General features: G+C 35.4%; 6 protein-coding genes. All 6 read right to left on the bottom strand.

Annotated elements, in window-relative coordinates:
• Nucleotides 1–9: 9 nt before the first annotated feature.
• The 6 genes from FPZ49_RS11435 to FPZ49_RS11415 all read right to left on the bottom strand — a co-directional run bounded on the left by FPZ49_RS11435 (nt 10) and on the right by FPZ49_RS11415 (nt 16,407).
• A complete protein-coding gene (locus FPZ49_RS11435) occupies nt 10–1,338 on the bottom strand; it encodes a DUF7487 domain-containing protein (protein WP_144846639.1) in 1,329 nt (442 codons plus the stop codon).
• Between the two features lie 53 nt (nt 1,339–1,391).
• Nucleotides 1,392–1,562 (bottom strand): DUF5659 domain-containing protein, encoded by a 171-nt coding sequence (locus tag FPZ49_RS37460; protein ID WP_391563814.1) that lies wholly within the window; start codon nt 1,560–1,562, stop codon nt 1,392–1,394.
• Nucleotides 1,563–1,713: 151 nt separating this feature from the next.
• The gene (locus FPZ49_RS11430) at nt 1,714–2,487 is read right to left on the bottom strand and encodes a hypothetical protein (protein ID WP_144846637.1); all 774 of its coding nucleotides are present in this window, start codon (nt 2,485–2,487) and stop codon (nt 1,714–1,716) included.
• A 19-nt stretch (nt 2,488–2,506) separates the two neighbouring features.
• Nucleotides 2,507–9,112 carry a phage tail spike protein gene (locus FPZ49_RS11425; protein ID WP_144846635.1) on the bottom strand — a complete coding sequence of 2,202 codons (6,606 nt, stop codon included), beginning with the start codon at nt 9,110–9,112 and terminating at the stop codon, nt 2,507–2,509.
• Nucleotides 9,113–9,151: 39 nt separating this feature from the next.
• Nucleotides 9,152–9,922: a distal tail protein Dit gene (locus FPZ49_RS11420; RefSeq protein ID WP_144846633.1), complete on the bottom strand. Its 771-nt coding sequence runs from the start codon at nt 9,920–9,922 to the stop codon at nt 9,152–9,154.
• A gap of 65 nt (nt 9,923–9,987) precedes the next feature.
• Entirely contained in the window at nt 9,988–16,407 is a 6,420-nt protein-coding gene (locus FPZ49_RS11415; RefSeq protein WP_144846631.1) for a hypothetical protein, read from the bottom strand.
• Nucleotides 16,408–16,413 lie beyond the last annotated feature (6 nt).

Here is a 16,413-nt window from a genome sequence, read left to right as displayed (position 1 = left end):
CTTCCTCCTTTAAAATGAAAAAGAAGCCTGAATGTTATCGGCTTCTTGAATACAATCTTTTTCTTTTATTTTTCTGAGTCTACCAAAATCAAAATTTACTTCGTATTGACTAGTTACTATTTTATTTTCATCTATATCAAATTTAATAAAATGTCTGCCCGTACTTAAATATTTTTTAGCGATTGAAAGCATTTCTAATAGTTTGCTATCCAGAGGTAGTAAATCGCTTTTGGAGATGATCCTAATTTCCTTCCATCCCTCTCTTAATAAGGCAAAACTTCTGCGTAATTCTTTTTTATTAAAATCTTCAATCGATATTTGTCCCATTGCAACTGAAAGCCAGTGGCCTCCACCGTCATATTCGACATATATCTTTTCTTCGGGGAACGCGATATCCAGCATTGCTTTTAAGTCTTTTGAATAATTCAATTTCCCACCAAATAAATTATTTAGATAAATCTGTTGTTTAGAAGTTTTTCCTGTGCCATTTTTATAAAAACTATTAGACACTTTCGTCATAACTTCCCCAGATTGAGTAGGAAAGTCTACCCCTCGAATTCTCTGATTTGTTGCTTTTACTTTTTCAATATACTCCTCTGTCTTTGAGTAGTTATCAACACCATACCTTTGGATAATTGTATGCTTTGCTTTGTTTTTAACATTAGCGTCCTCTGCGAGAGGAACTGCCACTCCATATTTCTCAATATTTGAGTTGGCTAGTTTTTGAACGATTTCTGGATTCTTCATGGGATTATCAAACCCGTGATTCTTCAAATTACTTTCTTTTATCTTCCCTATGATCTCTTTGTTTGCAAATACATTCTCTACTCCATATTTGTCGATATTACTTTTCGATATTCTATTTCTTACTTCTATGCTTTGTATGTGATATGGTACACCGTATTTTTCTATATTTGTTTTCTTTACCTTTTCTTTGTAATCTTCTGTTTGCGTGTAATGCTCAACGCCGTATCTTTCCAAATTGATGTGTTTCTTCTTCTCTTTTATTTCATCAAGTTGATTTACATTCTTTACACCGTACTTGGCTAATGTATTCTCTGCAACTTTTTTGCTAGAGCATTTTCTACAGCAGTCTTTATTCGATATTTCTCTAGATTGTACGAAATGACAATATGGCCTCGAAAAGGCTAAAACGATTCCGTCCTCTAAGCAATAATCACAAATTAACTCGATCTCCTTTGAACTCCCCCTTGGTAAGTCAAGAATATAAACCGAGAATTCATCAAATAATTTTGTGAACTCGTATCCTTTTTCGATAAAATGTGTTTTTATCTTACCACTCCATTTAACTTCAACCATTTGTGGCAATATCAGCATTTAAAGCATCTCCTTATTTGTTGTTTTTATATTTGTTGTTAAAATTAAAAAGACTATCTTTTCAGACAGTCCATAATTCGATCCTTGTTTTGCTTGTAATCTTCGATGGCATTCATCAAGTCATCTGAGTCATTAAAAATGAAAACATTTCTATTGCTCTCCCTTGACTTCTCCATTCCCTGTAGTACGAAATTTCTCATCATCAAGTAAGCAGCAGTTTTCATTGAATAAATGTACATCACACCATCTCCCCTAAAATTTGCACAACAAAAAGAAGGAGAATTGCAAAATGCAATCTCCCTCAATCTCAATATTACTCACTTATTCTCTTGTTTTCAGATATGAAATCCTCATAAAACCTATGTTTCATTAACTTTAAACTTTCCCAATGACATTTAACTTCTTATTAAAATACTCCTGCCTATTCGCCTGTGTCGATTCAAATTGCTTATGCAAATATTGATATCTCCAATCAGTCGTATCATCAATAGGCATATCATTAAGATTAAAAGTTCCTACCAAAGCATCAAAAAAATCCAACTCAGATTGAGTTAGCTTCGTTCGATCAATGGATTTATTCAGGATTTTCGCCAAGCTAACCAAGGCAAATTCAACAGCCGATAAAGCTTTTGCTTGATCTAAAGGAGCAGGTGAATACTCTTTAAATAAAACTAACTTAACCGTATCCTGTTCGTCCTGACTCAATTGGCTAAAATTAGTTGATGTAATTTCACCAACACTAATTTTATTTTTTGCATCTACCTCTCGTTTGGTTGATTCCAAATCAACCTCTGTAGCCACAGAAAGCAAACTGATATTCTCAATATTTTGCTTTCTCTCTAAATGCAATTGCAATCCTTCAGGCACGATTCCATTTTGAAGATGATCAATGATTTCACTTCGACTCGAATATTTGTAGTCTGGATATGGAACTACAATATTGTTTGTGAGTTTTTCAACTGTGAAACTTATACCTTTACCTGTAAAATACTCATCAAAGTGTGCATATTCTTCTGCACTGTAACAGACAATTTGATTACCATCTTCCAGTCTAAACTTTATGGAGTCATTATCTATTGACTCATATTGAGTAACTGAAATAACATGTGTTGCAAAAACTGGCTTACCATCTTCTGATCTTACTCTCATTTTTGTCACCACCATACAACTAGACTCTATTGCCAGAGCCAATATTTGTGCTTGTTCCAGAATCAGATAACGCGCTTGTGGCATAGCCATTAATGCAATCATTATTTGTTACATAATTGCCCGTACCTGAACCTACTCTGATAGCGTAGCCAGCAGTATTACCATTTAACCTTATAGTATTGCTTTGGATAGTATTATAGCTTCCGACTACATTCAAGCAGGCTGATAATGAACTAGTTTGACATCCATTTAATACATTATTAGAAACATTCCCGTTATTAATTTGAACATAATTTATTCCATTATCACTGGTGTTTCTAACGATATTATTAGTAATGAAAGTTGAAGTACTATCGGAAGCATCGATCCCAACCGAAGCGGTGTCAATGATGTTTCCACTTATTGTCGTGTAATATCCATTAAACGATTTTATTCCCTGTTGAGTCATAGAAGTGATAATGTTGTTATTTATTAGCGAGTTATAGGTTTTGATTCCAGTACTAATATCAAACCATATGCCAACCGAACATGAAGATATTTTATTATTAGTAATGGAAATGTTGTAAGCATCAACTGTACCATTATAGTATATTCCATTAGATGATGAGGCAGATATCGTATTTTTATCTATGGTAGAATTGTTTGTATCAAGAACAAGTATATTTGGACAAGTATTATTACCAGTAAAAGTGCAATTTGTAATTGAGAGATTGCTACAACTCTGCACTCGAATTCCATAAACTCCGGTAAATCCAACGCCCGAGTTCTTCCAGTTTTGTACGGTTAGATTGTTGATCTTAATTCCACTCGTAGAGCTTCCGCAATAGACCGCACCGTTATTCCCACCGTTTGAAATAGCGTAATTGCTTCCATCTACACAGAAAGATTCTAGAGAGATATTCGAACAACCGATGGCGCTAATACAATAAAAGACTGGCGTAACTCCAGTTGGCCTTTTAATTACCGTTCCAGTACCTTGCCCCTCAAGTGAAACATTGCTTTTTAAATTAATTGCGCCATTAACATTATATGTTCCTTCAAGTAGTACGATTTTTCCACCACTCGCAGGCAATGCATTAATAGCGGTATTAATTGTATCCTGTGCATTGGTTGCTCCTGCTGGAACTACATAGTCTGCCCTCAATGGATTTAAAGTTGTAGAACCATCAGCAATTATAACTGTTGACGAAGTTTTCGTAGCATTGTTAATTGCGTCAGAATTTCCAATTTCAACATATGGAGTAGCAAAACTTCCTTTTTCAAGTTTTACGGTATCAGCAAAGAGATAACTACTTGTTTGGCTTGCCATTTGTACATCTTTCCATAATAAACATCTTAGTTTTGTACAATTTGTTGGCAACGTTTTAGTTAGTGTCATTGTGGTTGGCGTACTAATATTTGTAATCGATGTACTATTATCAGAACCAATCATGGTATTTGAAGAATCATAGTACTCAAATCTAATCCAGCCACTACATCTGTGTGCTTCTAACAATGCAGAAAGAGTATATGTTTCTCCTGCACTAACTCTGGTATAATCTTGGAAATAAGCACCATTGGTATTTGTAGTAGCAGTACCCGAATAATTTATTTCAAATGACGAATTTCCAGATATCGTCCAAGATGAATCATTTACTCTGCGTGTGAAGGTACATAATGTACTTGGTTGCCAAGTTAACCATCCATCAGGGATATTTGCTCCAAATCGACCAGTACAAATCTCTGACCCTCCATTTTGTAACAGGTTGATATTGCTTGTAGTTGAATTATAAGCAATTGTTGAAGCACTTGTCCCATTAATATTACCTGTATAATTCGGACTTGACGAAGGTTGATAAGGGTTAGGGGAATATGTAGCAATAGAACCAACTATCATGTCACCTGTTTTTTGGTATTGTGCTGCTACCGTATTCCATACATCATGGTCAACTACGCGAAACGCTCTTACCCCAAATGTATAATATGAACTTGGAGACACCCCATGTAAGATATAGGATGTTTTACTTGAATCAAGAGTTATCGTCTTTTCTGCACTTACGCTTGTTCCGAATGTGTAGGCGATATTGGATGATTGAGTATAGATACTAACCATAAATCCATCGATGTTATGCTGATTATCTGAACCGCTAAACGTCCATGAGAAGGCAAGATCAGCAGAACCGTTCGCATTTAATACACTATTGACTGTTAATCCAGTTGGAATCGCAGGGATATCTGATAACCTGTCATTTCTACTGTTAAAATTGGTTGTTGCTGTACTAATCGTTCCAGCACTAGTACCTCCTACATTACCAGTGAAGTTTGGAGTTGTCGAAGGTTGATATGGATTGGGCGTAGCGGTAGCTATTGCACCAACAATTCCATCACCTGTTATTTGATTCGCAACTGCAACCGATGACCAAATATCATGATCGACCATTCTAACCGCACGAACACCAAAAGTATAGTATCTGTCTGGAGTTACCCCATACAAAACAAACGATGTTTGATTAGGTGGTAAATGATAAATTCTCTCTAAAGATGGAGATGTTCCAATTGTATATGTTGCATTTGTAGTTGAAGAATATACATACACCTGAAAACCATCAATATTATGAGCGTTATCAGTACCACTAAATGCCCATGAAAATACAATGTCAGCAGAACCATCTGTGTTTAAATTGTTTGCTAATGTTAAACCTGTTGCTGTAGCAGGAATATCAGCCATACGATCATTACGATTGTTGAAATTGGTTGTAGCGTTACTTACAACCGATGCCCCTACTCCATTTACACTACCTGTAAAGTTTGCGCTAGTGGCTGGTTGATAAGCAGTTCCACCGGAATTGATAATCGTAATAGTCGATCTTATTATTCCACCACTATTTATTGATGTATCAACAATTCGATATGCAAAAATACCAAATGTATAATAAGTTGTTGGATTCGCTCCATAGATAGTGAAATTTGTTGTGGATTTATCTGCATAGTAAATAGTATCGCTTAAACTAGGTGTATGTGTTGTTGAAGAAGTATTAGCATATACAGCAATCCCAAAACCATTTATAGGGCTTGTACTTGATTCTGTATAAGTCCAATTTATTGTGATATCAACGCTTGAATCAGGATTTGTTGTAACACTAATAGGAGTAGTCCCCGCTACTGGAACATTGGTTATAGCATTACTATTTCTAATAGTGTTTGATGTTTGACTATATGCGGTATTACCATTTCCAGCGTTAGTTGTAACTGTAGACGCTGAAACACCATTAATTGTACTAATGCCACTAATGGATGCTGTCACAGTAACACCAGTTGAAATTTGCAATGGGTTCCCTGAAGGATTAACTGTTGTAAAGTTTGATCTAATGATTCCTGATGAGGTAACAGATGTATCGACACTTCGATATGCGAACAATCCGAATGTAAAGTAATTCGTCGGATTGATACCATAAAGTGTAAATGTCGTTGAAGCTTTATCAACATAATATACAGTATCAGTTATTGAAGGAGTATGAGCAGTAGAACTCCCGCTACTATAAACTATAATCCCAAAACCATTTATAGGTGAAGTACTACTTTCTGTATATGCCCAAGTAACTGTAATATCTGCCGAACCATCTGGATTATTAAAAATACTAAATGGAGTCCCTGTAACAGTTGGCAAATTTACAATTGGGTTACTATTTCTGATTGTGTTTGATGTGCCACTGTAAGCAATATTACCGTTTCCTGCATTTGTTACAACAGTAGATGCGGCAGTACCATTGATTTGTGCATTAGTGCCAGTAACATTACCATTGATATTGACAACTGAACTTGGCTTAAATGGATTATACGAAGCATAAGATGGCTGTACAATCGCACTGACCAATACACCATTTGGATTAATATCAGCATCAACCACTCTATACGCTCTTACCCCAAATGTGTAATATTTTGTTGGTGAAACCCCATAAAGTGTAACTGATCTTTGGTCGTACTTCACAACAAGTACATGTTCCAACGACGAAGACGTACCAATTGTATAAGCAGACGAAGAACTTGACGAATAAGTATAAACGTAAAATCCATCAATAGTTGCTGGATTGGTATTACCTGTACCGTTTGTGTAATTCCAATCAAATGTAATGTCAACTGAACCATCATCATTTGTCTGAATAGAAATTGCTGTAGCATCATTAGCAATAGTTGGAGTTGTAGGAGTAGTCGAATTTCGATTATTCCGATTTCCAAAATTAGATGTAGCCGTTGTAATACTGGCAACAGGTGTTCCATTTACCTGTGCATTAGTACCTGTTAAATTTCCGTTAACATTTACGGTTCCCGAAGGTTGATATGGGTCTTGGTTTACCGCTGTAGACTTGATCACATTGGATGTTAAAATTCCATTAGAATTAATATCAGGATCAACATGACGATATGCTTGAACTCCAAACGTGTAATATCGGTTCGGAACTAAGCCAGTTACAATAGCAGAACGTTTATCTGCTTGATAGGTATATGTCTTTTCACTTGCAAGATTGGAGCCGAATGTATAATTTTCATTTATTCCAAGTGAGCGAACATAAACAATAAATCCATCAATGTCATATTGGTCTCCGTTAGGTGTTGCTGCATTATATGCCGTATAGCTCCAATTAAAATGAATATCAGCAGAACCATCATCGTTTAATATCGATGTAATTGCTGTACCATCACTAGCCACAACTGGATCAGCAGGAACAGTTGATTTACGATCATTTCTACTGTCAAAGTTTTGACCAATTAAATCCCAATTGTAACGTTTGTTATTCAACTCCATTACGTTATTTGCAGTATTGTAAATATATTTAATGTATTTATGTCTAGTATGTCTTGCTATTTTTGCGTTTGAAATTGTTAACTGAATCTCGCCTGATTCAAAGTTATATTGAATTTCAGATATTTTCGCATTAATGTCAATGTTCATTGGCTCATATAGAATTGTAACTAAATCGCCTAACACAAGTTTATCCCAATTCCATTGTTCTTCTATACACTGCAAGAAGTTTACGATATCAATTTTAACAATCAACTGTGGAACATTAATCTCTAATATTTTAGATGTAGCATAGTCGTATAGAGATTTAGAATCAGAATAATTAGATTCTACAAGTTCCTTTTCAATAACGAATGATTGTAATTCTGTTAATTGAGCAGAAGTAAAGTTATTTGCATAGGATAAAGTATTTCTTAAAGTCGCAATATTATTGTTAACAGTTGTGATGTTATTATTAGTAGTATTAATATCTACTTGTTTCAGGTTAATCAGATTCTGAGTATAGTCTAAGCAATATTTCGTAATGATTGCCGATTCATTACCAGTAGCCGTGTATTCAGAGTTAAGAATGCTCACAACAACAATGTTAACCGTTACATTAGTAGCTGTTCCGCTAAACTGAACAGAAGTTGTTGTTGCACCATTACCTAATTTACCAAGTACCGTCCAAGTGTTTGCTGTTATTGTTTTTGTAACATTATCAAGTTTAACAGTTAAATTAGTCGCACTTGAAACTTTACACAATATAGCGTAACTGTAAAAATTATTCAATGGTGTTGTATATGTTAAAGTAGAACCATTGTAAGTATTAGTATAACTAGCAACATTTTTAGCATCCTGTAGAAGTGCCAACGTATCAAGTACCTGAGTTTTTTGAACAGTTAGATTAAACATGTCATTCTGCTGTGTTGTTAATGTACTTTGATAAGTTGCTAGAGAAGCTAGATAGTTGCTATATGTAGTCTTATTTAAAGTGATCAAATCATTGTAGTCCAAGATTGCATTTGCTAAAGAATCAGACATGTAATCTGAGTGAGTGATTACATTTTTTTGTGCATCACGAGCGAACGGAGAGAGGAAACGGCTGTAGTCCTCGATGTAAGATTGACCGTTCGGATTTTGATCCTGAATGGAGATGTCGTTTTTACCGTATACCTTCAAGCGAGTACACATATCATCCATATTAATTTCATAATTTACACCACGCAAATAATGGCCTAGAGTGAATCTCAATCCTTTATCTGTTCCAATGTTCTCCGCTGCAACTAAATTGACTAAGCGATTAATTTCATCTAACACCATTAAAACATCAAACGCAGCAGCAACTTCTAAGATTGCATCTAATCCAGTTCTACCAACCATATCAAATGAACGTACTTTTGCGGATATGCTACTCTCAATACTTCCCACGTTCCAATTAGTACCTGCGACTATATCAGAAATTGCTTGAGAACAAGATACGGAATCCACCTTGTATTTATGTATTCTTTTTCTCTTTAATTCATATCCAAGAGAAAAAGCATCAATTTGGTATATATCTTTATCTTGATCCATCACTTTTGTTATCTTGGTAATGATAAACCACCGATAATCAGTTCCTACAACCGCTTTGAGCAGATGTCCTTCTCTGATTGTTTGTGCATTTGGATTCAGTTGTAATTGATGATCAATTTCAAGATAAACTGGCATCTCAAACTTTAACTCGTGTATAGAATTTAATTGTAGATGTAAATCTTTATTGTAAGCCTCTTTTAAAATCCCCACAATTGTCATATCAGGTCTTGCAAGGAAGATATCGAGATTGCGAACTTTTTGAGATAAATCAATTGTATCAAGTAACGCCATTTAATTCCCTCCCTATTAGAATATTGTTAATCTGTCGTATCACTGTAAAATGCGATACTCCCATACAAATTTCAATTTGCAGTTGCCTACAACATTTAAATTGTTTACTCCATAAAGTAGTTCAAGCCAGTTATTATTAAAATTGCTATATCTATATAAGTTATTTTGATCGGTTGAAATATACTGACGAGTAGAATCCACGAATAGATTCTCACCATTCAAAAGTCCAGTAAACTTAAATTCAATCCCACCGTTGCTGTAATTGAAGATTGAAATATCCCCATCACCAACCTTTTGGATATATAGTTTAGGGAATACTGATAAATCACCATTGTTGGTAAATTGAAATAGCGTTCCACCTGCGACATTGGATGAGAAATCGTAAGTTTGCGTGTAGGATGGACTATAGGCATAAGGCGCGTTCGTCCTAAATTTTAGATTGATATATCCATTTGTTCCTGTGTGAATTAGACTCGAATCATTCACAGGCATTGCAAAGTAAATCTTATCTGGATCATCGCTAAAGACGAGAGGACAGAAATAAGATACATTTAGCCAACGAGCAATTTGTCTTAATTTAGTTTGGTCAAAACTATCCTGTAGAGCAAATGATACGCTAAATTCAATAGGTGAAAGTTCCGTATATTGATAATAAGGCTTATCGTTTCCTCGAATTTTCACTTCATGAATTGTTCGAGATGCCAAGAATGGTTCTTCATACATTCCTTGAGAAACATTAACATTCAGAATCCCCATGTCCTGAGAATTGATCCCATTAAACATAAAATAAAGGCTTGATTTAATTGTCAAAAATATTCACCTCTCTTTTGAACAAAAGAAAAAGGAAGCAGATAAACTGCTCCCTCACATTTTTCTTACACAAAATCAAAATCTCCACCAAGTTTATTTACTTCTTTCCTCACTTCATTCATGAAGAAATCTACACCTTTTTTATCTCCTGTGACCGTCCCAATGTTAACACTCATATTAAATGTCTTGTTTCCACCAGCAGAAGGAGATGCTGTTGCTAAATTAGGCATAGACATACTTGGTAGACTATTTGCAATTTTACTCAGAAAGTTTATTGGTCTTGAAATGATTTCTCTTAGTTTCGATTGCATTGCTTCCGTATAAACATATTCGCCAAGTTTAAGAATCGCTGGCATTTCATCAGGGGCTAATGCAGGTTTACCAACTTCGCCTCCTGTATGGTAAATAGGCGTGTCCCCAATCCAACCCATTGGAGAACCTTCGCCACCACCATTATAAATAGTGGGACGATCAGAAGTATAAGTTGTTCCACCTACATTCTCGCTATAAGAACCACCGCCACTATTGTAGGATGGTGTAGGATTGTAAGTAGGCGTGGGTGGTATGTAAGGTGGCGTTGTATTGCCATTCATCGCATTAACCACAATATTTCCTTGGGCATCTTTCCACACACCACTTGGATCATAAGTGAGTCCAAGGATACTGCCCAATGCAACGTTCTTATCGTGCAATGATTTTTGCTGATTTGCGTCACTAGTCATGTTATAAGCAGCAGCATTGGCTTGCATTGCACTAATCATCATATCTTTAAACTTTTGGTCAACTTGAGACAATGAATTAGTTAATCCAGTGAATTTCAATTGGTCAAGTTCTTTAAGTTTAGTGAGTAGACCTTCGACAGCGGTAGTAACTTGACTTGTGACACCAGTTCCAACAGCACCAAGTTTGGATTGTAATATTGATAAGTTATTCCCCATTACCATCGAGATAGTATTCATTGTTGTAGTTAATGAATTCATCGTACTTAATATGCTACTGGAAATATTCTGACCAATAGCTTGCGAATTGGATTGTAGAAAACTACTAAATTGAGCAAAGTCACTCTGAACCTGTGCAAAATTACCTTGAAGAATTTGGTTACGGATTTGGGTAAACTTTTCTTCATTGTTAACTAAGTCACTATAATATTGTTCAGATGCAGTTTTTTGTTTATCAAGATAGTCTACAGCATCTTGATAAGTCATCTGCTGATATTGGTGAGTTTGTTGGTATTGCTGATTCAATTGATCAATAGCAAATGTGCTTGAATCCTTTTGTGCCGTTAACTCCTGCTTCTTCGCATCAAGTTCATCTTGTAAACTTTGTTTACGTAACGTTTTTTCTCTATCACGAGTTAGCTTGTTAATCTCATCCGTTTTAGTCGCTAATTGGGTTTGCAATTCTACACGTTTTGCTTTTGCATCAGTGCTATCATCCATTTGCATCGCGTTGAGTTGCTTGGTGTATGTCGCTGCTTCATCTTGAAGTTTCTTTAACTGTTGATTGTAATCCTCAGTAGCGGTAACTTCATCAATCTGTCTAACTTGAGCTTTATAACGTTCTTCATACTTTTTAATTTCTGTGTCAAGATTTTTAACTAAGTCTTGATGCTGATCGTCAAGTGCTTTTTTCTCTGCTGTGATTGAATCCGTAGATAGTTTCTTTTGAGTGTCATAAAACTTTTTATATACCGCAATAACTTGGTCGGCAACATTGTTCAACTGAGTTTTTAATTTATCGTTAGCATCTTGGATAGATTGAGTCAGCTTTATCTGAGTATCAATAGATGTTCTCAATTGATCATTAAGACTTTTCCATTCTGATTCAGTTAAACCAACTGTAGTCATTTGGTCACGGATTGTTTGCTCATGTTGCTTTTCTGCTGCGATACGTTGTTTAATGATATCGATGTTATTAAGTAATTCTTGATCGTATTTCTGTACATCGAGTTGCTTATTATTCTTAGAACCTTCTTCGTACATTTTAAGACGAGTATCGGATGCTTGGATTTGAGCGTCAAGGTTTTTAAGATGAGTATTCTGCTCATCAATGACACTTTGCATCTTTTTAGATTCATCTTCGTGGATTGCTTTTTGGTTATCCGCTAAGATTTTGTTGTAATTTGCAAGTTGTGCTATTTGTAGATCGGTTAAAGTATTACTCTTTAAGATTTGTTCAGTTTCATTGTTGAGAACATCATTTTTTTGTTTGATAAGATTGATTTCATCTGTTAAATGGTCTCTGTAACTGGAAGAAGTTTTATCATATACTCCATCCAAATCTTTAGAGGCTTGGATTTGTTTGTCAATATCGGCAAGTTCCGCTTTAACAGTTTCATCATGGACACGTTTGATTTCTTTCTCGGCCTCTATACGCATTTTAGCGTTATCTTGATGAGCTTCTGCGACACGTTTCCAAGCTGCCTCTTCATCTTGAAGTGGAAGCAAGCCTAAAGTTTTTTGTTCAGTAATCCAATTTTTAGAGTTATCAAATGCTAACTGCTCCAAGGAAATGTTTGTTGCGTTTGTGGATTCCCTCAAAGCATCTTGCTCTTTTGTTAACTCAACATAACCTTTTTTCTGAACCTGAAGAGCGTCAAAAACTTGCTTTGCAGTTTTTATTTGCTCGGCTAACTGTTTGTTTTCTTTTTCTTCTGATTTAGATAATTTATCTTTACCATTCAGCAGGTTATATTGCTCAGTTTGAAGTTTTTGTATGTAATCCAGATACTCTTTTGAGGCATTGCCTTGGGAGTCAAACCAAGCATCAAACGATTTACCATCTTGACTAAACTTATTACCTAAAGAAGAGAAGCGAGGATCGTTTCTTATTGAATCTGCATCTTTCGATACGTTATTCTTAGCTGTATCCAAGTCAACAAGGGCTTGTTTCTGTGCAATAAGCAGGTCGTTTGTTGTCTTAATTGCATCAGAATAATTCTTTTCCTTCTCATAATTTTTTGCTTTTTTATCAAGTAAATCGATATTTTGTTTCGTAACCTCATATGCTGATTTGGCAAGTTGAAGTGATTCTTTTTGTAGGGACACGTCTTCAACAGTTGGGATTGATGGTGCAGTAACCGATGAAGAACCTGCTGGATAACCTTTTGCTTTTAAACCAATGCCATCCTTAGCACGTTGAATTTCTTCATCGATTCCATAAAGGTCTTTATCCGAAAGTTTGTCGGCAAATTGATCACGTATTTGATTTAGTTTATCAAGTTGTTGTACTGCATCCGTATAACCTTGAGCCTTCATGTTCACCAAATGACGGAAGTCTGCCATTTGATTATCGAAATTCGCTTTGATGTCCTTGGTCGTTTCTCCCTGTGTCTTTCCGCTTTCTCCATTTAAATTATTTAAATTAATTAAGTCTGCTGTTACAGTTATTTTTTTATCTTCGATTTCTTGATTTTTGCGTTTAATATCATCTAATTCTTTGTTTGCCTCTTCTTGTTGCTTTTTAAATTTGTCAATATTTTTCTTTCTATTAATTGCATTAAGAGCACCTGTACCAGCCAAGTCACCAAAGGGAGCATCATCGGATTGTCCATTTAATTTATCGAGTTCTCTATTTGCTTCATTTCTTTTTTGTAAAGCAGACAATTCTCTATCACTTAAACTTGAGGAATCTTCATTTAAAGTATCAAGCATAGATTGTTTTAATGCTGCCTTACGCTTAATTAATGATTGGATAATTTGTTGCGTAGCCTGATCAGTAAATTGTGCTGCTTGTAATTGAGCAAATCCTTCTTGACCAATTGTATCAGCAAGTGCTTTTGATACTTTATCTAAATCATTTTTAGCCTTTGTTTGACCTTCAGCAGATAATGTACCACTTTCCAACGCTTTAGTTAATTCATTATGGAGATTAACCCATTGTGGAATAACTTGAATCTGTTTTTCTGCTTGCATGTATTGCTGTTCTTGTGCAGAAATAGATTTATCTCGCTCATCATTCAAATTTTTCTCGGCTTTTGTTGCTTCCCCTGCATTCATGACGTAAGCAGCCAGTACTCCAACCAAGATGGATGCACCTGCTGTCGCAGCAGCTAATGTAACAGCCGATCTAGCTTCTGCCGCTGTCATTGTATTCACAGCTACTGTTGCACCTTCAGTAGCAACGGTTTTGGCAGTAGTTGCAACAGTTGATGCTTCGGTTGCAACTGTTTGTGCCGTTGTAGTAGTAGTATTTGTTACGTTTGAAGTAGTCAACACACCAATTGCGGTAATTAAAGAAGATACAGGGTTTTTTAACGCAAGGTAAGCAGTTCCAAGACCACCCAAAACCCCAATTATTTCATAGACTCCTGACGGAACTTTTGAAAGCCCAATTAAAAATTGATCAACAACATCAAGTATACTTTTTATTGAGTTTCTAAGACCGTCATCTCCAGCAGTATTAAATAGTTCAAGCATAGTTGCTCGAACTTGCTTAGATTTTCTTTCGATAGTATCCATTTGAGTTACTAAATACTGCGATGTACTACCAACACTATTTATACTCGCCGCTTGACCTTGAACAATAGAGCCAAGATCGAGGGAAGCTGCTAACTTCTGGTACTGATATACCCCTCTTGCAATATCCTCGTACGACTTTGTTAAGTCTTCATTTTTGCCAATGACCTTAACAGATAAATCAAGTAGGATATCTTCGGCTTTTCTCCATTGTTCTGTACCATTAACAACTTCTTTGGTTGCCACACCTAAACGCTCAATCTCACTAACCGCTTTATCAGTATGGATGTTACCAAGCACAGTTTTCCACATATTACCCAAATTTTCACCTGATAAAGCCGTATTTCTAAAACCTGATGCGAGTAAGCCATTCATGAAATCTACACTAACTCCTGTTTGGTTTGCCACTGAACCCATTCGCTCATAAGCAGCCAATAAGTCTTTTGCAGGAATTGCGCTATCATGTGCTACCTTAGAAAATTTATCGAGTAAATTATTGCCTATTACCTGTGCGTCATTTACGTTATTTAATTGTACATGGTACTGAGCAAGAATTGCCTCCATACCTTTAGTTGCATCACCAAGAGATACGAGGTCAATTGTAGATAATTTAGTTGATTGCCTTACGAGTTCCTGAACTACGTTAACGTCCTTATACATACGACCATACAAGCGTGCCGATTCTAAAACACTATCTAATTCTGCTCCAAGGTCATGAGTAGTTTGTATAAATTTATGTGTTTCATCATTTATTTTTTGTTCAGAGTTAAAGTATGCCTCATTAGTCTGAACGTAACCTGCCATCTTAGCATCTATTTCGGAAATAGACTTGGCGAAATCCTCAATAAAATGGATTCCTGACATAAATAGTGTCATACCGCCAAACCATAACGGAATAGACTTAGCCATCTCTTTTAGTTTATCGCCTAGTGTTAAGTTTTGAGATGCGGTAGTTAACCCTCTATCTAACTTATACACTTCTCCGGTTGCTTCAACAACAGAAACAGTATAGTTGCGCCAATACTTCTCTCCCTCTTTAACTCGAACATTCATTTCTTGAATGGAGCCGAACGTTTTATCTAATCTTGTTGTAACTTTTATAAGTTCAGCATCTGCCCCTGCAACTGATTGGGCGAGTTGTTTAAATCCAGCTACATTTGTGCTACCACTCACAGAACTTATTAGACTTGTATTAGTTCCAAGTTTTTGTTGTTCCTGAGTTTGCTTCGTATCATATTCTTTGTTTTTTTGAAGCGCAAGATAGTGTAACTTATCCATATCCTCAATGCGTTTATTGTTATCACGTATGGCATTAAAATGAGCGCGATCTAATGCTTCTGCATCTTTGTTCGCCTGCTCCTGAGCTTTTAAATCAAGTTCTCGATTTTTTTGTAAAGCAAGATAGTGCATTTTGTCTAATGCTTCTTCTCTTGCTTGGTCATCTCTTAATGCTTGCCAATGTATTTTGTCTAATGCTTCAGCTTTTTTATCAAAATCAGCGTTCATCCTATAGGCTTCATCCAACATTCTCTCTAGTGCTTTATTATTGGATTCAATAGGATTTACTTGATTTAATTTTGTTGGAGTAAACATTTTTGAAATGTTATCACCATTAGCAACATTTAACATATCAAATTTTAATTTTTCGATTTTTTTATCTGCGTTTTCAACAGCAATTGAAAATGATTCTAATTCCTTTGTAATAGGATTAAGAGTTTCATTCGTGATTTTTACTTTACCTAATTTTGAATACTCATCCATTACTTCTTGAAGTGTGGCGTATAGTTTTTGACCATTAGAAATCGATGAACTGTCTACCACCTCAATTTTCTTTGTTTGAGACAACTGCTTAGAAATGATTTCAATTTGATTAGTTAGTTGATTTAAATTCTGCGAGTCAACTTTAACATTCAAATTTAAACCTGATACTTTTTTAGCTATTTCATTTATCTGATTATTTAAGTCACCAATTGCTTTAGTGGATGTATCTAGACTAGCTTGAATAATAATTTTTAAATCATCTGCCATTGTTTT

This window comes from Paenibacillus cremeus (assembly GCF_007786445.1).
Taxonomy (GTDB): Bacteria; Bacillota; Bacilli; order Paenibacillales; family NBRC-103111; genus Paenibacillus_G; species Paenibacillus_G cremeus.
This window is presented reverse-complemented; position numbering and strand designations above follow the sequence as displayed.

Coding starts and splice junctions, on each gene's coding strand:
- FPZ49_RS11435 (WP_144846639.1), bottom strand. CDS start 1,338: ATGCTGATATTGCCACAAATGGTTGAAGTTAAATGGAGTGGTAAGATA.
- FPZ49_RS37460 (WP_391563814.1), bottom strand. CDS start 1,562: ATGAAAACTGCTGCTTACTTGATGATGAGAAATTTCGTACTACAGGGA.
- FPZ49_RS11430 (WP_144846637.1), bottom strand. CDS start 2,487: ATGAGAGTAAGATCAGAAGATGGTAAGCCAGTTTTTGCAACACATGTT.
- FPZ49_RS11425 (WP_144846635.1), bottom strand. CDS start 9,112: ATGGCGTTACTTGATACAATTGATTTATCTCAAAAAGTTCGCAATCTC.
- FPZ49_RS11415 (WP_144846631.1), bottom strand. CDS start 16,407: ATGGCAGATGATTTAAAAATTATTATTCAAGCTAGTCTAGATACATCC.